Origin of the sequence: Olivibacter sp. 47 (assembly GCF_030372825.1) — a bacterium.
Lineage (GTDB): Bacteria > Bacteroidota > Bacteroidia > Sphingobacteriales > Sphingobacteriaceae > Olivibacter > Olivibacter oleidegradans.
Genome location: NZ_JAUCNR010000001.1, coordinates 1,750,043 through 1,770,594, shown reverse-complemented (window position 1 = coordinate 1,770,594; position 20,552 = coordinate 1,750,043). Strand labels below are relative to the sequence as shown.

Sequence of the window (20,552 nt, the reverse complement as noted above, 5' to 3'; positions counted from 1 at the left end):
AAATTATGATACGGAAAGTAAATGAACATGTTTGGTGGAAATGTACTTGTTTGATCTTGTTATTTTGTGCTATCGCTATGCGAGAAAGTCAGGCACAAAAGCTTAGTTTATATGGCTTAACTTGTGAATATCAAAAAAATCCCGTTGGCATTGATATCGCAGTTCCACGGTTAAGCTGGAAGATAAAGGCGACGGAAAAAGGGGTGATGCAAACGGCTTACGAGCTGAAAGTAGCCACTGATGTTGGCGGATTGAAAAAGGGAAATACGTGGCATTCGGGAAAAGTCGCAAGTGATGCTTCGGTACTTATACCCTTTGGCGGAGCTATGCTGGAAAGTAAAACGCGTTACTTTTGGCAAGTCCGTGTTTGGGATAACAAAGGAAACGTTTCGCCATGGAGTGAGGTAAGTTTTTGGGAAATGGGCTTGCTCAATCCTACCGATTGGAACGCGAAATGGATTCAGCTTGATCAGGCAACTGCGCCTATTTCCAATCCCAGTCCTCAATTTAGGAAAGTGTTTGATCTGAATCAAGGGATAAAAAAAGCGAGACTCTATATCACATCGCATGGCTTATACGAGGCTTATCTGAACGGTGAAAAGGTAGGGAATGCCTATTTTACCCCTGGATGGACCAGCTATCATAAGCGTTTGCAGTATCAGGTCTACGATGTTTCCAAGCAGCTCAAAAATGGACAGAATGTTATAGGCGTTCTACTGGGCAATGGCTGGTTCAAAGGAAATTTGATGGGTGGAAACAATTTTTACGGAGGCGACCCGGCTCTTTTGGCTCAGCTGGAAATCGAGCTTGAAAATGGGGAGAAGATGAATGTTTCCAGCGATGGTACGTGGAGCTGCTCAACGGATGGCCCGATCCGAATGACTGACATTTACAACGGCGAAACTTATGATGCCCGTATGGAGCAGGCTAATTGGACAACTGCTGCTTTTAAGGATGATACATGGAAGCCCGTTAAAGTGAACGATTCACTTGCATACCAACGGCTAGTCGCATCGCCCGCTCCACCCGTGACGGCACAGGAAAGTATTCAACCCCTTAAGATTATCACAACACCAAAAGGCGAAAAGGTGATTGACTTTGGACAAAACCTGGTGGGATGGATTCAGTTTGACGCCGAGGGAAAATCAGGTGATTCCCTGGTTTTCTATCATGCTGAAGTATTAGATAAAGAAGGTAATTTTTATACGGAGAATCTGCGTTCGGCTAAGCAGCGATTGACTTACATTTTCAAGGGGAGCGGCTCGGAAACGTATCACCCTCGTTTTTCTTTTCAGGGCTTTCGGTATGTGAAGATTGAAGGTGCTAACGAAAAAATCAATTTAAATAATATAAAAGCAGTTGTTCTACATTCAGATATGCGTCAAACAGGGGATTTTGCAACCTCGGATAGCTTGATCAATCAACTGCAGCACAATATCCGTTGGGGGCAAAAAGGAAATTTTTTGGATGTCCCTACGGATTGTCCACAGCGCGATGAACGATTAGGTTGGACGGGCGATGCACAGGCCTTTTTCAATACGGCAGCTTATAACATGGATGTCGCTGGTTTTTTTATGAAATGGTTGCAGGATGTAAAGGCCGACCAGTTCGCCAGCGGTGCGATACCACACGTCGTACCCTATTACTGGAAAACGAAAGAGGGTGGCTCGGCTGGCTGGTCGGATGTGGCTACGATTATTCCGTGGAATTTTTATCGTCTGTACGGCGACAAGCGGATACTGGAGCAGCAATACACCTCAATGGCAAAATGGGTGCAGTTTATGGTAGATAATAGCACGAATGACCTTTGGAATAAAGGGTTTCATTTTGGTGATTGGCTTTTCTATATTCCTAATGATGATCGGGATGGACGGGCTGCTATTACCGACAAGTATCTTATTGCCCAGTGTTTTTTCGGACATTCCGTACAATTGATGATCAATGCAGCCGAGGTATTAGGTAAAAGGGAGGATGTTGCCCGTTATCAGCAATTGCTGCAGCAAGTGAAGACAGCCTTTATGAAGGAGTATGTAACACCGTCAGGTCGCTTGGTTTCAAGCTCGCAGACAGCCTATGTATTAGCCCTGCAATTCGATATGTTGCCGGAGAATTTACGTGCACAGGCAGCAAAACGCTTAGCCGATAATATCGAAAGCTATGATAACCACCTTACCACCGGCTTCTTGGGGACACCCTACCTTTGCCACGTCTTGAGTCGATATGGCTATGAGGATCTCGCTTATACCTTATTAATGCAGCGTACCTATCCATCCTGGCTTTATCCGGTGTTGAAAGGTGCTACCACTATTTGGGAGCGCTGGGATGGTATCAAGGCGGATGGTTCCTTTCAAAATAAAGACATGAACTCGTTTAATCATTATGCCTATGGAGCTATAGGCGACTGGATGTATCAACAGATTGTTGGTATTCAGGCGCCGAGTGAAACGCCGGGCTATAAAGCATTTGTGATTGCTCCGCGACCGGGAGGTGGATTGTCTTTCGCCAACGCTTCGCTTGAGACGATCTATGGAAAAATCGTCTCGAACTGGAAAATTACCGGCACGAAGATGCAAATGACGGTAGAAGTTCCGCCGAATACCACCGCAAAAGTATTTTTTCCCAATGCGGTGGAAAACTCGGTGAAGGATGAAAAGGGAATTGTAGTGGATAATTCCGCTGTGGAAATAGGTTCCGGTAAGTATAGTTTTACATTTGATGTGGTACGCAATTAATCAAAAATCTGTATCTTTCGACTTTGTAACCTATATCCATGAAGTGTGATCCGTTTTTTGAGTATATAAAGATTGATGAGTTTTCGGCAACACCAAAGTATTTACAGCTAACGAATGCCATATTGAATGCCATTAAAAATGGTAAAATCGATAAGGATACGATGCTGCCCTCTATTAACGAGTTAAGTTTTGTTTTAGAGGTCTCAAGAGATACTGCTGAAAAGGGTTATCGGTATCTCAAGAAATTAGGGGTGATCGATTCCGTGCCCGGTAAAGGGTATTATGTGAGCCGTACCGACTTCAGGCAAAAGAGAAGCATCATGTTACTTTTCAATAAATTGAGCGCACACAAGAAGATTGTGTATGATGCCTTTATAAAAACGCTCGGAACGGATGCTGCGGTCGATTTTTATATTTACAATAACGATTTTAATCTTTTTAAAAAGCTCTTACAGAACCAAAAGCAGGATTATACGCACTATGTGATCATCCCTCATTTTGTGGAGGAACGTGAAAAAGCCGCCGAAGTAATCAATCAATTGCCAAAAGAGAAATTGCTGTTACTGGATAAAAAGGTACCCGGAGTAGAAGGCGATTATGCTGCCGTATATGAAAACTTTGAAGAAGACATTTACCATGCCTTGGAAGAGGCTAAAGGGGAATTGGCTAAATACCATACCTTAAAATTGATTTTTCCGGATAAAAGTTACTTTCCACGAGAGATTATAAAGGGATTTTACCGCTTTTGTCAGCAATATGCTTTTGACCACCTGCTTGTGAGCGATATTGCGAAAGAGCCGATCAGTGCAGGCGAAGTTTATATCAATCTAATGGAAGACGATTTAGTGATTTTGTTGGATCGTATTATTTCCATGAAATTGGAAATCGGAAGCCAGGTTGGTGTCATTTCTTACAACGAAACCCGCGTTAAACGATTTATACTGAACGGCATAACCACCATCTCAACTGATTTCGAAAAAATGGGCACAACTGCTGCCAACCTCATATTGGAAAACTCCAAACAACATGTCGAAGTGCCCTTCTATTTGTTTAAGAGAGCGTCTATTTAGTTATTGGTTATTAGTTGTTGGTTATTAGTTGTTAGTTATTAGTTGTTAGTTATTGGTTATTAGTTGTTAGTTATTGGTTAATAGTTGTGCGTTGCGAGTTGCCAGTTGTGAGCAGAGACGCTTATAAGGGCTAGGTTAGTTGTTGGTTATTGGTTACTAGTTGTTGGTTATTCGTTATCGGTTAATAGTTATTCGTACTAACTACTTAACCACTAGACTATTTAACGACTTAACTAGATTAGTTATTCGTTATCGGTTAATAGTTATTCGTACTAACTACTTAACCACTCGACTATTTAACGACTTAACTAGATTAGTTATTCGTTATCGGTTAATAGTTATTCGTACTAACTACTTAACTACTCGACTATTTAACTACTTAACTAGATTAGTTATTCGTTATCGGTTAATAGTTATTCGTACTAACTACTTAACCACTAGACTATTTAACGACTTAACTAGTTATCACATCGGCTAATTATCACATTAGCTAATTCCCTACTCAACTATTTAACGACTTAACGTCTCAACGACCCGATCGCTTCCCCCACTTCAATCGGTAAATCGGATTCCAGCACATCGGCGCCGTCTTCAATAATGGCTCGGTAGGCTTTTGCGCGTTCTTCTTTCGTTTTTAACTTGTCATAAGTGGGCGCTGCCGAAATCATACAGCGTATGCCTTTTGCATGCAGTAACTTGTACATCACTTGATTATCGGGTTTTATATCGGGTCCGATATAAGCGATCATTTGACTGGCTGGTATTCCCACATCCTCATAAGGCTTTAACGCATCGGGGGTTTTTACAAAAGCAGAGAACATTTGATTTTTATGCTGGTCGTAATAAAATTTCGCTTGCTCGGCATTGTGTACTGTTACCATCACAAAGGCTTCTGCTTGGTGCTTTTTGATTAAGGCGGCGGTCATTTCCATCGGTACATCCTTTTTGTCGAGATTTAGAACCGTTTTACCCCTTGCCCACTCGATTGCTTCAGAAAGGGTAGGGATATGGTAAGGTGTGACGTTTCCGTTAACATCTTTTAGCTTGAACTGTTTAAGTTCTTCATAGGTGTAGTCGCTAACCTTTCCTGTGCCGGTAGTCGTGCGTTCAAGCGTCGCATCGTGCATCAATACGATGATGCTGTCTTTCGTAAGCCGTGGATCGATTTCATAAAATGCTTGTGTATATTTTAGCGTATTTTCGAATGCTTCGATCGAGTTCTCGGGAAAGCCTTTTTCCGTACCGCCCCGATGGCCTGAAATAATGGATTTATTGCCGGTCCTATATTGGAAAAAGCGGTGTAGCTCTTTTGCCGTTTTAACGGAAATAACATGTAACTTTTCTTGAGCGGTAGCGGGGCGACTTAAGCTGCTGACAATAAAAAGGCTTAATAGAAATAATTTATTCATAAGGTAATTAAATTTTAACGTGTATTCAATTGATGAAGGCTTAATATCCCCTGATTGTCCAGTTCAAAAAGAGTGATGGCAGAATTCTCCTGAACAATCCGACGATAATTTCGCAAAGGCATTCCCAATTTGTAGGCAAGATATAACCTGTTGACGGTGTTATGAGCCACCACCATAATGCTGCGATCGCGATGCGTCTGCAACATTTCCAAGAAAAAAGCATCTACGCGTTCCACAATTTCGCTACCGGTATTACCGGTACCACCGGCTCGGGCAGTTTCGGGTGCTTTTTCCCACGCATTCCAAAGTTCGGGATCTTCCCGCACAAATTCCTCCCTGGTTTTTCCTTCCCAATTACCAAAGTCAAGTTCTTTTAAACGCTCCTCCTTCTGTATTTGTATCTTGCCCTCAATGGCTAGAGCGGCTGTTGTAAAAGCCCGTTGCAAGGGCGAAGCATAGACGGCTTCGATGGGTGTATCCTTCAGAAAGGATGCCACTCGTTTTGCCTGTTCTACCCCCCTTTCCGTCAGGCCTATATCTGTTAGGCCACAGTAGCGGTTCCCGTCTGCATTATAGGCTGTTTCGCCATGTCGTAAAAGATATACCGTTAACATGTCGCAATATATTGTTTGTCGATTAACAGATGAATAAATTGATGATAATTTTCTTCGTATATGGAAATAAGCTCTTTTTCCGGCAATACCTCTTCAGTTATCCGTGTCATATGGTTGACGGCTTCTGTCATAGAGCCATATATGGTTTTGGACGCAGCAGCTATTGCCGCCCCCAATACACCGGTTGCTTCCCGGGATTTATAAATGGGCTTCTTGAGTACACTGCTTCGGATACGCAACCAGGGAGCGCTGTTGCTGGCCCCCCCGGCGGTGAAGATAGCGTTTACCGACTCAGATGACAGACCTTCGATTTGTTCATAAGCATAGCGTTCGATATAAGCCACGCCTTCCATATTGGCCGTATAACGTTCTTCATTCGATATGCTTGGAGGAGCAAAACCCATTGCATGCGGTGAAGTAAAAGGGAATCGTTCGCCTTTTTGTTTTAATGGCCAGGCAAGATGTGAGGTGGGCAAGAGTCGAGCGGCATGCGCGTTTAACATCGGCAGCTCTTTTTTATCAAAATCCAAACTAACCCAATCGGCACCGGTGTTGCTCGCGCCGCCCGGCATCCAATATCCTTCGGGATGCCGATGGCAATAAATGCTACCGCTGGGATCAATGATTTTGTTACGGGTTACGCCCTTAATCACCATGGTAGTCCCAATAGTCGTATTCCAATCGCCTGGTTTGACGGCGCCGGAGGCTAACTGTGAAGCGCAACCATCGGTAAGACCTACTACGACCTTTGTTTTGTCCAATCGTAGTGCCCCTGCTAAGTCCGTGGCCAATTCGCCAATTACCGTTCCTGATGGAACCACCTCCTGTAGCCAGGTGGTTGTAATAAGTCGATCGAGGTAATCCGGCCAGCAATAACGCTCTACATCAAAACCTGTTTTCAATGCATTGGTGTAATCCGTTATATCGAACCGGCCACAGAGTTTGCCGGTAATGAAATCGGCAGCATGGATCCATTTGTGTATCCGTTCCGTCTTTTCCGGATAATTTTTGTCGAACCACCTGATTTTGGAAAGTCCACACGATGCATTAAAACCGGTAAATCCATCCGGATTGTACTGTTTTGCCAGCGCTTTGCAGTATTGACCCTCTTCGGCCGAACGGGTATCACTATACATAAGTGCGTCATGTAGAGGAATGCCGTTTTTGTCTATCGGAATAACGGTTCCGGATGTAGAGGTTGTCGCAATGGCTTTGATCGCCCGGGGCGCGATATCACTCGCTGTTTGCTTTCTAATTTCCAACAACGCTTCAAGCGTATGTTTCCACCACATATCCGGCGACTGCTCTTCTCTTGACCGGGCGGTAAGTTTAAAAGGAGTGGATACTGTCTGTATAACCGTTCCGTTTGCCTGAACAAGTGCTACCCGAACCCCCTGCGTGCCAACATCGATTCCAATGATATATTCCTTCATTTTACCTGCTTAAATGTTTTACGGACTTTAGACCATTCTTCATAAAGGGCTAAGTAGCGATCGCGCTCGCGGGGAACGCTTGTGTCCAGCACATGGGTTTCATAGGACACGGTTTGTAAAGCTTCGGTACAGATCAGCGCTGCTCCGATGATGGATGATTGTCTATAAGTATCGCGGATGATGATCTTTTTATTAAATAAGTTGGCCAGAAACTGCCGCAACGTTTTACTCTGTACCCCACCGCCGCATGCTAATACATAATCCTTCGAGTGCCCGCTAACCTGATCAAGCGTTTTGTAATTTTCGTAAATGCTGCAGGCGATATCCCACAATATGGCCCAGACAAAGTCGCCCCTCGTGAGCTGGTGGGAAACGGGTGCATTGAAAATAAAACCTCCTTTGGTTAGCGGCGATTTTTCGTCTGCGATCAGCGACCCTAAAGACGCGATACACTGGGGCTGTGATACCTTGTTCAGTTCTTCCTCAATAACCTCGTAATCTTCATTTGGATAAAAAATTTCTTTAAGGCGCTGGTAATTTAGGCCGGTGACACCTGCATTTGCTTCCAGCACAAAATAATTGTCATCGATGTGCCGACTTGTCCAAGTGCGTTCCGAGGTATCGACCAGGTAGTTGTCAACGATCTTAACAACCGGCGTGGTGGTGCCTGATACGATAACCACATCATCCGTATTGGGTGACACGCTTTTTATGGCCATTTGGGTGTCCGATCCACCGACAATGACTCGAGCCTTAGGATTAATGTTGAGTTCCAGCGCTAGTTGGGAGCGGACAGGGCCTAGCACTGTTCCGGCTACTTTTAGCGGTGTCAATAGTGCTGGAGATATTCCGAAAAGGTCGCCGTAGGCTGCTTCCCATTCCCCGCGCTCCACATCGTATAACAATGTCTCTGAAGCTTGCGAATGCTCATAAGCAAGGATGCCCGAAAATTTAAAGTTAACCCAATCGCTGATACTGGTAAAAGCTGTTATTTTTTTGCCTGCTTCTACTTTTCTTTCCCTGAAGCCTACCAGCTTCAGAGCGGAAAACAGAGCGGTTGGGTATCGCCCTACGACCTTATACATGGCCGATTTGTCCTTTATCATGTCTTCCCATTCGCGTCCGCGATTATCGTGGTTAGACATGCCTATCAATTCACTTTCGTCCGGGCCAAAGACTACGATCCCTTCTCGTTGACTCGTTGCGGTAATAGCGATAATGTCGAGATTTTCTGTTTCCTGCAGCACTTGCTGGCTCATTCGAATGATCTGTCCCCATAAACATGCCGGGTCGAACGAAATGGCGTCCGGATAGTCGGCATCTTTTTCATAATGAACGTTCTCCCGCCTAAGGGCTACGATTTTTCCGTCGGTCAGAACAGTTGCAACGCGTGCATTGCCCGTACCTATGTCTACCACTAAATAAGCTAATTGCTTTTCCTGATTCATAATTTACAGCTTAAGGCGCTAAATTTCTTTGTTGACAAGTTGTTTAATACGTTTGTTGCCATTTTTGAAGAATTCCTTTAAGCAATTATTCATAATGTCAGCATGGTGATCTTCAACTTCAAATGTTGCGCCTGCAATGTGTGGAGTTGCCAGCACGCGTTCGTGATGAATCAGCTTATAATCCATTTCGTCGGGCGGTTCATGGTCAAAGACATCCAATATAGCTCCGCCGATTTTTCCTTCCGTTAGCGCTTGCAACAAGTCCACGCGATTTACGACCACGGCACGGGCGGTATTTACAAAAATAGCATCAGCCTTCATCTTGCTAATTAAATCTTTATTAATCATACCTTTCGTTTGCTCCGTAACAGGTAGATGTATTCCTACAATATCAGCGGTGCTGAAGACCTCCTCTAAAGATACTTTTTTGAAATTTACATTTTCGGAAGTATAGTAGGGATCATAATATACGATGTCGGTCGGAAAATGTTGCAGTAAATTGGCAATGGTTTGTCCAACGGCACCAAAGCCAACCATTCCAACTTTTTTTCCGGCAAGCTCATGTCCCTTGAATTGAAGATAAGAAGCATGAGCACCGGCCTCCCATTTTTTCGCCTCAAGCCATTTAATACCGGCCAGTGTGTTACGCATAAAGGTAATCAAGTTGGCTATAAACATTTCGGCGACGGCCTGTGCATTTCTTGCCGGTGTATTAAACACCGGTATGCCTAATTCAGTTGCTTTATTTATTGCGACATTGGAGGGGGTTCCCCGGCAAACACCGATAAATTTTAAATGAGGAAAGGTGGCGATGACCTTCTCGGTAACCTGGTCATGTTCCGTGATGAGCGCATCCGGTTGTTCCTCAGTAAGTAACGCTATCAGTTCTTCTTCTGTGTAAGCACTTCCTTTGATTTTCCACTCGCGGTATATAATTTCTCCGAACAATTCCTTTAGTTCGCCTTGAGCTTTCTCATGGTAAGGGGCCGTTATTAATATTTTCATTTACGTAAAGTTTTCTTGTTTCTATTTGTGTTTTGTTTTTGGGTAGCGTTATAAATAGCGTTAGCAAGGCGCTTATAAAATATAATATGGCCAGAATCCAGATGATGCCAGCATTGCCGATTGTGCTGATGAATAAACCCACTAAGGCAGGGCCGACAAATACAGGAAGTCCCGCACCGAGGTTTAGAATTGCCATAGCAGCGCCCTTGTCCTTTTCTACGAGTGAAGGAACGAGCGCAGAAAGTGGAACATAACCAGCTAATAAAGCTCCCCATAGCACACCGGCCAACATAACTGCCCAATAACTTCCATGGGTCCATGCAGGGATATAAAAGATAAGGAGTGTGGTAAGGCCACAGCCAATGCCTCCGAACCAGATGATCGTGTTGCGCCATCCGAGACGGTCGCCCACAAAACCAAAAATTAAATTAAAGGCAATGTTTGCGGTAAAAATAGTTCCCCATATCTGTAACCATTCTTTGGTGCTGATATTAAATTGCGCCATATAGATAGGTAAGAAGACAGGAAATGCAAATTGCGCCGTTGTATTGATAATCCGTACAATCCCTCCTAAAAGCACCTTCGGTTCCGCTTTAATAATGGTAAACCCTTTCAACAGCTCTTCCTTCTTACTGGTCGTTTGCCCCTGCGGTTGATGGGTATTAAAAGATTCTTTGTTAAACACGAGCGCAAAAAGAGCACCCAAAGCTACCCAGAAAATTGAACTCCAAAGGGTGTTCTGATATCCTAATTTTTCGATCGCCCAGCTGGAGTAATATGCTCCAAGCACGTTTAGGCCGCCGGTGAATACAAACCAAAACCATCCAACGGCTCTTCCAAGCATTGCTTTTGGTGTTTTGTAAGTAATCCAAACTAAAAATGAATAGGCAAACAAGGGATAGCCAAATCCACGGATGGCGTAGGTTATTAGCATGATGGGGTAATTCAAATTCGCCATGCCAAAGCCCACAAAACCAACGGTGCCGATAATGTATAATAATAGCCCGGCTAACATCGACTTTCGTGGGCCGAATGTTTCTGCTAATACCCCCGATAACCAAGACGATATGGCTATCGTAACGCCATACACGGTAAATAAAGCAGCGGATTGTTCAATATGCATATTGTGTGAAAGCAGGTAAGGGCTCAGCCAGCCCTGTTCAACCCCGTCACCCATCATAAAGATCAATATGCCCAAGTATCCCCAAGTCAGTGTTTTTGGAAGTCCGACTTTTGTTAGTAGGGAGGAATTTTCGTACATCATAGTTCCTGTTTATATTGGTATTAGTTAGCATCAAATAAACAAAAAGAAATAAAAAATAACAAATTTAAATATAAATAAATAAAATTAAAGTTTAGCCATTGGTATGCACGAGCAACACCAATGGCCATACGGTTATCTCGACTCCCACCCGGCGTTCTGTTTTAGATTGGGATTGAGGGTTATTTCCTCGATAGGAATAGGTCTTAAATACATGAAATCGTCAAATATCCGTCGTAAATTGTTTTGTGCGACAATATTTCCGCTTGTTTGATTTGTCAAATAATGTTGCGTGCCGTTAATGACAAAATACACAATACCCTTTTGCGGATTGGAGGGTACAGCGGTTACAAAGGAGACATCGTTTTTACCATCTTCATTGAGATCATACGGTGTATTCATTGCAGGAACATAAAGTCCGGTATAAGGCTTAAGTAACAAATTAGCCAACTTCCAGCGCATGAGATCATCATATCGAAAGCCTTCCATGGCTAGTTCAATAGCACGTTCTCTGCGTATTTCAAGCAGCGCAGCGCTGAGGTTTTGATCGGCAAAGTATTCCTGTTCCAGATAAGTGTCGGCTGTTAAAGGCATTGCCGTGTTGCTTAAACCGGCACGTTCGCGAAGCAGTTTGATGGTTAAGTTCCATTCCGCCTCTGTGAAACGGTTCAGCTCGGCCATTGCTTCGGCATAGTTCAGTAACACTTCCGCATAGCGCATCAAGGGAAGTGAGTTGTTGTTTTCGGCACGTCCATCGGTTGCTTTCGAATCGAGCGTAAATTTGTAGGGCATGTAGCCGGTGTAGGTATAAGTGAAGTCGGGCGGTGCCGGCTGGCCCTCCCGTTGATAGCTGCCCATGCGAATGCACTGTTGTAGGCGGAGATCTCTGTTTTTTACTTCCTCCCAGAAAGGGATCTGATTGTAGTTCGCCTGATCGGTAAATCGACTGCCATCGCGATTTAAGAATGTATTAACGAATGTTTTCGTGAAACTGAGCCGCCGACCGTAGGTTGCACTTGTCCAGTACCAATTGGCATCGTTCAGTACGCGCAAGGAGGCGTTGTTGATTGCTGCCAACATGATTTCGTTGGTTTTTGGTTGCTCATTGATAAATAGGTTTCGGAAGCTCGTCGTCGGGTCCGATTCTATGTTCAAACGGTATTGGCCGCCGTCAATTACTTGCTTGGCTGCATCAGCGGCTTCTTGCAGCCAAGTGTTTGCCGTGGCTTGAAGATTGAGTTCTTCATGATACTTGCGATAAGTGCCTTCGAAAAGACAGATTCTGGATTTGAAGGCCAAGGCTACCGGTCTGCTGATTTGGGAAGACGTGGGATCAATGGCCGGTGAAATGTTCTCGCAGGCAAAATTAAGATCTGCTAGAACTTTTTCCATTACATACGCACGTGAGTCCTGCGGTTTGTATAAATCGGGATCATCAATCGTGAGTGTTTTTTCTTGCCAGGGAACGTTGCCGAATTGTTTTACTTTATTAAAGTAGAAATAGGCACGGAAGAAACGGGCTAACCCCTCAAAATGCTTACGTGATTCGTCGCTTATTTGTGCTCTTACCATTTGCTCGAGGAAGTAGTTGATATTTCGAAGCGGCCCCCAGGTCCATCCACCGGCTTGTGCGGCCGAATAACTACCCGATAAATAATTGTCGATCGTGGAGCCTACGAGGAAATCACTTGTTTGGTCACCTCTGACGATATCATTGGCGCTAGGCAAATTGTTGTAGAAAGAATTCGCATATAATTGCAGATCCTTTTCGGTATTGAATGCATTTTCGGGTGAAAGCTTGTCCGGTGGATACTGCTCGAAGGATTTTTCGCAAGCAGTTAACAAAGCGAGTGTAGCAATAAAAAATATCTTTTTCATCCTATATTTTCTTTTATTCATTTTTTGCTTGTTTTAAAAGGCATTTTGAATAGATTCTTATTAGAGTGTTACGTTGATTCCCAGTGTATAGGTTTTGAGCATCGGATAAGCCATGCCCTGTCCTGCATTTGGATTCAGCTCCGGATCGGCACGTTCTATATTTTCCGGATCCATGTTGGGATTGTGTTTGAACATGGGCGACCAGGTCCAGAGGTTTTGGCCGGTGAAGTAGACGCTCAGGTTTTCGATGTTGAGCTTACCTAACCACGACTTCGGCAAATTGTAGCCGATCGAAATACTTTTCAGGCGTATATAGGCGGCATTTTGAAGGTAACGGGTCTGATTAAACGTTAGTTCGCCGCGCGAATTAAGTGCCGTATAGCCGCGTAGGCGAGGGAAATATGCATCGGGATTTTCTTCTGACCACATGTTATTCACAACATAAGTTGGATGCCAGCTGTACGGACGATTGTAAGGTCCCCAGAAGAGCGCGTTGTCTGCACCAGGCATAAATTCACGCTTCCCAACCCCTTGAAAGAAGCTGGTTAAGAAGAAATTGTTCCAGCTAAAATTAGCATTAAAACCAAATTGAAAGCGAGGCTCCGTATTGCCGATAATCACTTGGTCGCCGGGATCGCCTAAGGTATTGGTTCCTTGGTCAATTTTTCCATCGCCGTTTATATCTTTAAATTTAATATCGCCCGGTAGGATTTTGTTAGCGGCTGACACTCGTATAAACGACTGGTCGATTGCGTAATTATCGATTTCTTGCTGACTTTGGAAGAAACCGTCATTAACAAAGCCCCAAATGTCTCCCACGCGTTGTCCTTCGTAATAGGTCGTAATCAATCCGAGTGGATTGTTGAAGCGTGTGATGAAAGCCCTGCTGTCCGCCAGCGTAAACCGTAGGTCGTAATTGATTGGCTTCGACGTTTTGATCTGGTCGCGCCAGTTAAGACTTAATTCCCAACCGATTGTTTTCAAATCAGCGTAGTTTCCTTCGGGGACATCTGTTCCAAAAATACTTGGTAAGGGAAGTCCAACCGTAAACATATCGGTTGTTTTCCGGGTATACCAGTCGAACGTAGCATTCAGCCTGTTTTTAATGAAGGACAAGTCGGTCCCCAAATTAATAGTGGTTGCTTTTTCCCAGGTTAGCCCGTTTGGTATTACGCCGGGGTTAGACGTGTAATTCGGCCGAATACCTCCCAAGATAAGACCAGATCGGCTGACGTCCATTATCTCCAGGAATTGGTAAGGGTCAATATTGCCATTACCTAAGCTGCCGTAGGAGGCTCTCAGTTTAAATTCGCCAATCGCCTCTTTTAGACCGTTTTTCCAGAAGTTTTCTTCAGAAACGCGCCAACCGCCTGAAATGGACGGGAAGAAACCCCATTGCTGTCCGCGCGGAAATTTAGACGATCCATCATAGCGACCGTTCGTTTCGAGTAAATATTTACCGTCGTAATCATAACTAATCCGATAGAAACCTCCGGCAGTCAGCCATTCGTTTCCTCCACCTGTTAAGAGAAAATTTTGTCCATCAATTAAAGAGAAATCAGGAAGCGAAGGATTGATCAAATTATCACGTTCCATATAACGGCTCGACAATTTTGATCGCTCGTAATTATAGCCAAGTACGGCGTTGATATGGTTTTTTCCGAAGTCTTGTGTGTATTGACCATAGGCATTGAGCGCTAGATAGGTTGTGTTGTCAATAAGCTCGTTCATTTTGCTGATCCCTCGCTCGAGCGTAACACCGGGTGCATTGCTATACGGGACAGGCGTGTACAGGCGCGTGCGATTGAAAGCGGTTTTTTCAAAGGTGAAGTCGCCGTTGATTTTTAGCTTATTGTCGAAAAAATTGGTAAAAATCCGGGAGGTATTGCGGGTTTGTCTACGGGATTCATCCCAATGATTATTACCGGAAATAAAGCTGCCGAAAACAATGGAAGCATTTTCCGTGAGCGTTCCATCCGGATTACGCAACATGGCTACCGGAAAAGCTTCATCCGAAATACGTCGCCATACCGGGGTATTGCTTGGATGATTCAGTATGGGTGTAAAATAGGCTCTTTCGTTATAGGTAATGTCGTTTTCCACACGCAGCCATTCTTTCACCTGTATGCTTCCTTTAGCGCGTAAATTATATTGGTTGTATTTATCGGGATTATAACGAAAAATCCCGCCTTGGTTATTGTAGCGACCTGAGAGATAGAATGATGTCTTTTCACCACTGCCGGAGAAGCTTAATTGCTGCTCCATTGAGGGCGTGTGGTCAGCATACAATTCTTTCAACCAATCTGTGCTTCCATAATAAACGTATCTTCCGGTAGCCGGATCAATATCGGTAGAAGGGGTGTTGCCGGCCTCATGCCGCTTACGCAATTCTTCCAGGTATTCTTGCGACCAAGGAAATACACTATTAGCTTTTTGCGGGTCTGCATTGTAGTCGTTCCACGAACTAAAAGCCTCATTGAACGTTTTTGCCCACGGATATCCTTCCGTTACCAGATCCGGGCGTATGGTATGATCATTTCTGGAATAGCCGGATGAATAGTTAATAACCGATCGTTCTTTACTGGGTGTTTTCGTTGTTATTAATACGACCCCGAAGCTACCGCGGGCACCGTAGATGGCTGCGGATGCCGCGTCTTTTAAAACAGTGACGCTTTCAATATCATTGGGATTCAAGAGATCGGCATTGCCCGGTACACCATCTATAAGTACCAGCGCCGATCCTCCGGCACCAATGGAGGTCGTTCCGCGAACATTAAAGGTAGCGCCACGCGTAGGTTTTCCATCGGTCATTTTAATGTTCAGGTTTGGTATAACCCCTTGGAGCCCCCGAGTAGTGCTTGCGAGGGGGCGATTTTCAAAAACCTCTTTTCCGACTTGATCAACAGCGCCGGTTAAATTTGCTTTCTTTTGTGTGCCATAACCAACCACTACCACTTCTTCCAGATCGGCCTGCCCGATTTTCATGACGACATCCAGTTGGCTTGCGCCTTGTGGGTTCAGCTGTTGTGTGATGTAACCGATAGCAGAGAATGAGAGCGTAGCATCATCTGGAATTGATAAACGGTAGATCCCTTGCTCATTAGTAGTTGTTCCAATGCGTTTATCTGTCCCGATAACGGTAACTGAAACACCGGGTAAGCTTTCTCCACTGTCTGTCACGACTTTTCCATGAAGCGTTTTTAGCTCTTGTCCATTGGCTAGAAAAATGCAACAGAGGCAGTAGAAAAGGCTTAGGTAAATCTTTCTTTTCATTTTTTTAGTTTTATTGATTGTTGATTTTTGTTTATAAATATTTTATAACGTTGCCAAAATTCCCTTTTGAATGTTAAAGCTTTGTTAAGTACAGGTTATTAAATCCTTTTATAGCTATTGTGCAAGGGTTTGTACTTCAAAATTCAAAATGGATTGACGCTTTTACTTGATATTTAACTACCCGCTGGTAGGCTGTATTTCGGTTACTAACTGGTTTTAAAGCCTCTAAGATAGAATATTTAATAAAAAATAACAAAATAAATGTTTTAAAAAGTTTTAATAAATAAAAAATAACAAAATGAAACATATTTGGTGTGGTATGATATTTAAGAAATAATAAGTACTATTGCAGTAGAATCCGTGATTATGAGGAATATTACCAAAAGACATGAGGCAATCATCAAGCTGATCAAAGCAAATGGAAGCGCAACCATTCCGGAATTGGTAGAGATGACAAAAGTTTCGGGGGTTACGATAAGAAAAGATTTGAAATTTTTGGAGGATAAGAACTTGTTGTTTTGTACTCGAGGAGGGGCTTCATTAACCAATCCGTATGCGAATGATCGTCCAATTGTGGAGAAGGCGTTGATTAATCCGGATAAAAAGCAAAAGATTGCGAAAGCATCTTTATCGTTGATTGGACAAAATGATTCCATCATGATCGGATCGGGTACAACCGTGTTCGAATTAGCAAAGGCATTGCAGCCAAACCATCCGATTACGGTTATAACACCTGCGATTAAAGTGGCCTTCGAATTAAGTGGAAGAAATAATATTGAGGTCCTTCAATTGGGTGGCTTGGTGAGGCCAAGTTCTTCTTCTGTTGCCGGGGCGCATGCGGAATATATATTGGAAACGATTTCTTGTGGTATGTTATTCCTGGGGGTTGACGGAATCGATATAGATTTCGGTTTATCCATTAGTAACTTGGCGGAAACGGGCCTGAACCAAAAAATGATACGTGCGGCCCAGCAGGTGGCAGTTTTGGCCGATAGTACAAAATTTGGAAAAAGAGGGATTGGTAAGATTTGCGAACTCAGTGATATCGCTTACATCGTCACCGATGAGGGGATTCCGTCGAGCATGGTTAAACTCTTGGAAAAAAAGGGAATTAAAGTGGTGATTGCGTCGTAAATATTAAAACGCTATAAATTCCGTAATTTGCTGATTCGTGAAGTGAAGTGTATCTTCTTTAAAAAAATCCATTTCTTCATTCAGCTCTTGCTTGATATAGGGGATGTGAATGCGTAAAGGAAGTGTATGAAGATTAAGGTAATGACAAACACCCGTGAAGTGCTCGATCCCACGGATATTGCCATATCTGCCGGAGCTGATTCCTACCAGTGCTGCCTTCTTTCCAACGAAGCTGTCCGGAAATAAACAACTGTCGATAAAAGTTTTCAAGACACCTGGAAAGCTCCCGTTGTATTCCGGAATAACAAAAATAAATTTTGTTGTGGCGCTGATCCTGTCTTGTATGGGTTGAAATGCGTCACTTCTCGCCCCGTAAAGATCACTAACAATAAAATTATCCGGCAGTGATTCGAGTGACATGATCTCGGACCCATAACCTTTTTTGCCAAGTTGTCTGTAGTAATAGTTCGCTACTTTTAGCGAGTAGCTGTCTTTGCGATTGGTGCCGGCTATAATTGTGATCATTGTTAATAATATGTGTAAAATCTAAACCCCTTCTGGTTTTTAAGCTGTGTAAAATTTGTATCTTAGCAACCTTGTTTAAGGTGTTTAAAAACTGCGAAGATACTAAATAAACGCATTTTTAAACAAGGAGAGAAGAAAAGGGTGCGCTTTTTTTGGGGAAACCGAATCAATTTTTTTCGGAGAAAATGCTCCATTAAGGCAATATTAAGAAGACATCCTAGTTTAATGGATTATGACGGATTGAAAGCGGGAAACCATTAGGCGAATATTTTTTACTTAGGACTTATAAATTACAATGGGTAAAATCATAGCGTTAGCCAATCAAAAAGGAGGAGTGGGTAAGACCACATCCTCGATTAATTTAGCAGCGAGTCTTGCCGTATTGGAGTACCGAACACTTTTGGTGGATGCGGATCCTCAGGCAAATTCGACCTCCGGTATCGGTTTCGATCCAAGGGCTATCAAATCGAGTGTATACGAATGTATTATTAATGATTTAGATCCCAGAGAGGCTATCCAAAAAACCGAAACACCTAATCTGGATCTGCTCCCTGCACATATTGATCTTGTAGGGGCTGAGATTGAGATGATCAATCTCAATGATCGTGAGTATAAAATGCGGTCCGTATTGAAGCAGGTAAGTGACGACTATGACTTTATTATCATCGATTGTTCGCCCTCTCTCGGATTAATTACCATTAACGCATTAACAGCGGCAAACTCCGTGATCATCCCTGTTCAATGCGAATACTTTGCGTTGGAAGGACTAGGCAAGTTGCTAAACACCATTAAAATTGTTCAAAACCGCTTGAATACCAATCTCGAGATTGAAGGCATCTTGCTAACCATGTACGATGTTCGTTTGCGTTTATCCAATCAGGTAGTTGAGGAAGTGCGCTCACATTTTAACGACCTGGTTTTTAATACCATTATCCAACGAAATACGCGTTTAAGTGAAGCTCCGAGCTTTGGTATTTCCGTGATCATGCACGATGCCAACTCAAAAGGAGCCATTAACTATCTAAATTTGGCGAGAGAGATTTTAATTAAAAACGGTTTACAGAAAGAGCAAGAGGAGGCAAAAATATAATGGCGCAACAGCGAAAAACAGGTTTAGGAAAAGGCTTAAGTGCATTGCTGAATGATACAGACGAAGTGGTAAAGCAAACAGCAGCCAGTCAGCAGTCAACCGCAGTGGGAATAGGGAAGGATGTGCCGCCGGGATCAATTAGCCAGATTAAAATTGATGCGATAGAAGTAAACCCTTTCCAGCCAAGGACAGATTTTGATGCAGAAGCCTTAAATGAGCTTGCTGATTCAATTAAATTACAAGGTCTGATTCAACCCATTACCGTACGCAAAATGGGAAATGGGAATTATCAGTTGATTTCCGGCGAACGACGCTTAAGAGCATCTAGGATTGCAGGACTGACAGAGATTCCGGCATACATAAGAACAGCTAATGACCAACAGATGTTGGAAATGGCACTCATCGAAAATATACAACGCGAGAATCTAAATGCAATAGAGGTTGCCTTAAGTTTTCAGCGCATGATTGACGAGTGTAACCTAAAGCAGGAAGAGTTAGGTGATCGGGTAAGTAAAAACAGATCAACGGTTACCAACTATCTTCGTTTACTAAAATTACCACCGGCTATTCAGGCATCTATCCGCGATGGAAAATTGAGTATGGGGCATGCCCGTGCCTTAATCAATGTCGCCGATGTCGATAAACAACTGTATATTTTTCAGGAAATTATTGAAAAAGGATTATCTGTACGGAAAGTTGAGGAGCTGGTGAGGCTCGTTAACGACAGTACTTACAAGAATAAAGCGAAGCCTGATACTAAAGAGAAGCCGCTGTCGTTTGAGTTTCAAAAGATCCAGGATGACCTGGCCTCCAAATTTTCTACTAAAGTAAAGCTCAACGTAAAAAGTAAGGGTGGAAAAGGTACGATTGAGATTCCATTTATGTCGGAAGATGATCTTAGTCGGATTCTGGAGTTATTAGATTGGTAATGACAACATTTCGGTTTCTCTCTTTACTTGTTTTTTTTGTGATGGCCTGCTCTTGTGTGCTAGCACAGGTGCCCGATAGTATTAGAACACCTAATGATATCAGTAAAGATCGTTTCAATATGACTGATACCGCTAATGTGCCGAAAAAGGAACGGAAAAGACGGGAACAAAAAGAGGAAGAGCAGAAGCCGGTCGTTTACAAAGATTCCGCTCGTTTAGCATTAGAAGCTTTGACGAAAAAGGCAGTTCGCCGATCACTTATTTTGCCGGGATGGGGGCAATTGTTTAATCGTGGTTGGGGCTATGTAAAAGCTCCGATCATCTGGGCAGGTTTCGGAGGCTTAGGTTATTCGTTTGTATTTGCACAGAATAACTACAGTGAGACCTTAGAGGAGGTTCGCTTCCGTCTAGCCAACCAGGGGCTCAGCCAGAATCCAAAATATCCTGACTACGTGACAACTGAATGGCTTATCGGGGCGAAAGATTTTTATCGACGAAACCGAGATTTAACCATTCTGCTTACCGTTGGATGGTATGCACTGAACGTAATCGACGCTTACATCGATGCGAAATTTAAACGCTATGATATGAGTGACGACCTCACTTTTAATATTCGTCCTACCCTGATGCAAGCTCCCGGTATGTTGGCTTATCGTTCGACTCCGGTAGTGGGGCTAAAAGCAACCTTTTCGATTAAGTGACAAAATTTACTACATTTAGGAGTTTTAAGTAAAATCGTATATTGCAAACC

15 protein-coding genes are annotated in these 20,552 nt (G+C 43.4%); 6 read left to right on the top strand and 9 right to left on the bottom strand.

Annotation, left to right across the window (positions count from 1 at the left end):
* The first annotated feature begins 5 nt into the window (after nt 1–5).
* Nucleotides 6–2,732, top strand: a complete 2,727-nt coding sequence (locus tag QT327_RS07825; protein ID WP_289552553.1) for a glycoside hydrolase family 78 protein — start codon at nt 6–8, stop codon at nt 2,730–2,732.
* A 38-nt stretch (nt 2,733–2,770) separates the two neighbouring features.
* Nucleotides 2,771–3,802: a GntR family transcriptional regulator gene (locus QT327_RS07820; protein WP_013663750.1), complete on the top strand. Its 1,032-nt coding sequence runs from the start codon at nt 2,771–2,773 to the stop codon at nt 3,800–3,802.
* Between the two features lie 518 nt (nt 3,803–4,320).
* Here QT327_RS07820 and QT327_RS07815 read toward each other — a convergent pair.
* The 8 genes from QT327_RS07815 to QT327_RS07780 all read right to left on the bottom strand — a co-directional run bounded on the left by QT327_RS07815 (nt 4,321) and on the right by QT327_RS07780 (nt 16,123).
* Entirely contained in the window at nt 4,321–5,211 is an 891-nt protein-coding gene (locus tag QT327_RS07815; protein ID WP_289552552.1) for a glycerophosphodiester phosphodiesterase family protein, read from the bottom strand.
* 14 nt (nt 5,212–5,225) lie between these two features.
* Entirely contained in the window at nt 5,226–5,825 is a 600-nt protein-coding gene (locus QT327_RS07810; RefSeq protein ID WP_289552550.1) for a histidine phosphatase family protein, read from the bottom strand.
* Nucleotides 5,819–7,258: an FGGY-family carbohydrate kinase gene (locus QT327_RS07805; protein ID WP_289552549.1), complete on the bottom strand. Its 1,440-nt coding sequence runs from the start codon at nt 7,256–7,258 to the stop codon at nt 5,819–5,821. Before QT327_RS07805 ends, QT327_RS07810 begins: the two co-directional genes overlap by 7 nt.
* A complete protein-coding gene (locus QT327_RS07800; RefSeq protein ID WP_289552548.1) occupies nt 7,255–8,706 on the bottom strand; it encodes an FGGY-family carbohydrate kinase in 1,452 nt (483 codons plus the stop codon). Before QT327_RS07800 ends, QT327_RS07805 begins: the two co-directional genes overlap by 4 nt.
* A gap of 18 nt (nt 8,707–8,724) precedes the next feature.
* Complete coding sequence (locus QT327_RS07795) at nt 8,725–9,711, bottom strand: 2-hydroxyacid dehydrogenase (protein WP_013663745.1); 987 nt, start codon at nt 9,709–9,711, stop codon at nt 8,725–8,727.
* Nucleotides 9,680–10,975, bottom strand: coding sequence for an MFS transporter (locus QT327_RS07790; RefSeq protein WP_049794931.1), 1,296 nt, complete (start codon nt 10,973–10,975; stop codon nt 9,680–9,682). Before QT327_RS07790 ends, QT327_RS07795 begins: the two co-directional genes overlap by 32 nt.
* Before the next feature lie 132 nt (nt 10,976–11,107).
* Nucleotides 11,108–12,871: a RagB/SusD family nutrient uptake outer membrane protein gene (locus tag QT327_RS07785; RefSeq protein ID WP_207303823.1), complete on the bottom strand. Its 1,764-nt coding sequence runs from the start codon at nt 12,869–12,871 to the stop codon at nt 11,108–11,110.
* Nucleotides 12,872–12,910: 39 nt separating this feature from the next.
* Entirely contained in the window at nt 12,911–16,123 is a 3,213-nt protein-coding gene (locus QT327_RS07780; RefSeq protein ID WP_289552546.1) for a SusC/RagA family TonB-linked outer membrane protein, read from the bottom strand.
* Between the two features lie 366 nt (nt 16,124–16,489).
* Here QT327_RS07780 and QT327_RS07775 point away from each other — a divergent pair, with 366 nt between their 5' ends.
* Nucleotides 16,490–17,257: a DeoR/GlpR family DNA-binding transcription regulator gene (locus QT327_RS07775; RefSeq protein ID WP_013663741.1), complete on the top strand. Its 768-nt coding sequence runs from the start codon at nt 16,490–16,492 to the stop codon at nt 17,255–17,257.
* Between the two features lie 3 nt (nt 17,258–17,260).
* Here QT327_RS07775 and QT327_RS07770 read toward each other — a convergent pair whose 3' ends face one another.
* Nucleotides 17,261–17,782 carry an NADPH-dependent FMN reductase gene (locus QT327_RS07770; RefSeq protein WP_013663740.1) on the bottom strand — a complete coding sequence of 174 codons (522 nt, stop codon included), beginning with the start codon at nt 17,780–17,782 and terminating at the stop codon, nt 17,261–17,263.
* Nucleotides 17,783–18,077: 295 nt separating this feature from the next.
* On the opposite strand from QT327_RS07770, the gene QT327_RS07765 reads away from it, so the two are divergent.
* From QT327_RS07765 to QT327_RS07755, 3 genes are read left to right on the top strand one after another with little or no spacing between them, the layout of a single operon-like run.
* Nucleotides 18,078–18,872, top strand: a complete 795-nt coding sequence (locus QT327_RS07765; RefSeq protein ID WP_013663739.1) for a ParA family protein — start codon at nt 18,078–18,080, stop codon at nt 18,870–18,872.
* Complete coding sequence (locus QT327_RS07760) at nt 18,872–19,801, top strand: ParB/RepB/Spo0J family partition protein (RefSeq protein WP_013663738.1); 930 nt, start codon at nt 18,872–18,874, stop codon at nt 19,799–19,801. Before QT327_RS07765 ends, QT327_RS07760 begins: the two co-directional genes overlap by 1 nt.
* The gene (locus QT327_RS07755) at nt 19,801–20,502 is read left to right on the top strand and encodes a DUF5683 domain-containing protein (RefSeq protein ID WP_013663737.1); all 702 of its coding nucleotides are present in this window, start codon (nt 19,801–19,803) and stop codon (nt 20,500–20,502) included. The genes QT327_RS07760 and QT327_RS07755 overlap by 1 nt, the downstream gene beginning before the upstream one ends.
* Nucleotides 20,503–20,552 lie beyond the last annotated feature (50 nt).

What these genes read in the sequence shown, in the direction of transcription:
- QT327_RS07825 (WP_289552553.1), top strand. Translation starts at nt 6, where the DNA reads ATGATACGGAAAGTAAATGAACATGTTTGGTGGAAATGTACTTGTTTG.
- QT327_RS07820 (WP_013663750.1), top strand. Translation starts at nt 2,771, where the DNA reads ATGAAGTGTGATCCGTTTTTTGAGTATATAAAGATTGATGAGTTTTCG.
- QT327_RS07815 (WP_289552552.1), bottom strand. Translation starts at nt 5,211, where the DNA reads ATGAATAAATTATTTCTATTAAGCCTTTTTATTGTCAGCAGCTTAAGT.
- QT327_RS07810 (WP_289552550.1), bottom strand. Translation starts at nt 5,825, where the DNA reads ATGTTAACGGTATATCTTTTACGACATGGCGAAACAGCCTATAATGCA.
- QT327_RS07805 (WP_289552549.1), bottom strand. Translation starts at nt 7,258, where the DNA reads ATGAAGGAATATATCATTGGAATCGATGTTGGCACGCAGGGGGTTCGG.
- QT327_RS07800 (WP_289552548.1), bottom strand. Translation starts at nt 8,706, where the DNA reads ATGAATCAGGAAAAGCAATTAGCTTATTTAGTGGTAGACATAGGTACG.
- QT327_RS07795 (WP_013663745.1), bottom strand. Translation starts at nt 9,711, where the DNA reads ATGAAAATATTAATAACGGCCCCTTACCATGAGAAAGCTCAAGGCGAA.
- QT327_RS07790 (WP_049794931.1), bottom strand. Translation starts at nt 10,975, where the DNA reads ATGATGTACGAAAATTCCTCCCTACTAACAAAAGTCGGACTTCCAAAA.
- QT327_RS07785 (WP_207303823.1), bottom strand. Translation starts at nt 12,871, where the DNA reads ATGAATAAAAGAAAATATAGGATGAAAAAGATATTTTTTATTGCTACA.
- QT327_RS07780 (WP_289552546.1), bottom strand. Translation starts at nt 16,123, where the DNA reads ATGAAAAGAAAGATTTACCTAAGCCTTTTCTACTGCCTCTGTTGCATT.
- QT327_RS07775 (WP_013663741.1), top strand. Translation starts at nt 16,490, where the DNA reads ATGAGGAATATTACCAAAAGACATGAGGCAATCATCAAGCTGATCAAA.
- QT327_RS07770 (WP_013663740.1), bottom strand. Translation starts at nt 17,782, where the DNA reads ATGATCACAATTATAGCCGGCACCAATCGCAAAGACAGCTACTCGCTA.
- QT327_RS07765 (WP_013663739.1), top strand. Translation starts at nt 18,078, where the DNA reads ATGGGTAAAATCATAGCGTTAGCCAATCAAAAAGGAGGAGTGGGTAAG.
- QT327_RS07760 (WP_013663738.1), top strand. Translation starts at nt 18,872, where the DNA reads ATGGCGCAACAGCGAAAAACAGGTTTAGGAAAAGGCTTAAGTGCATTG.
- QT327_RS07755 (WP_013663737.1), top strand. Translation starts at nt 19,801, where the DNA reads ATGACAACATTTCGGTTTCTCTCTTTACTTGTTTTTTTTGTGATGGCC.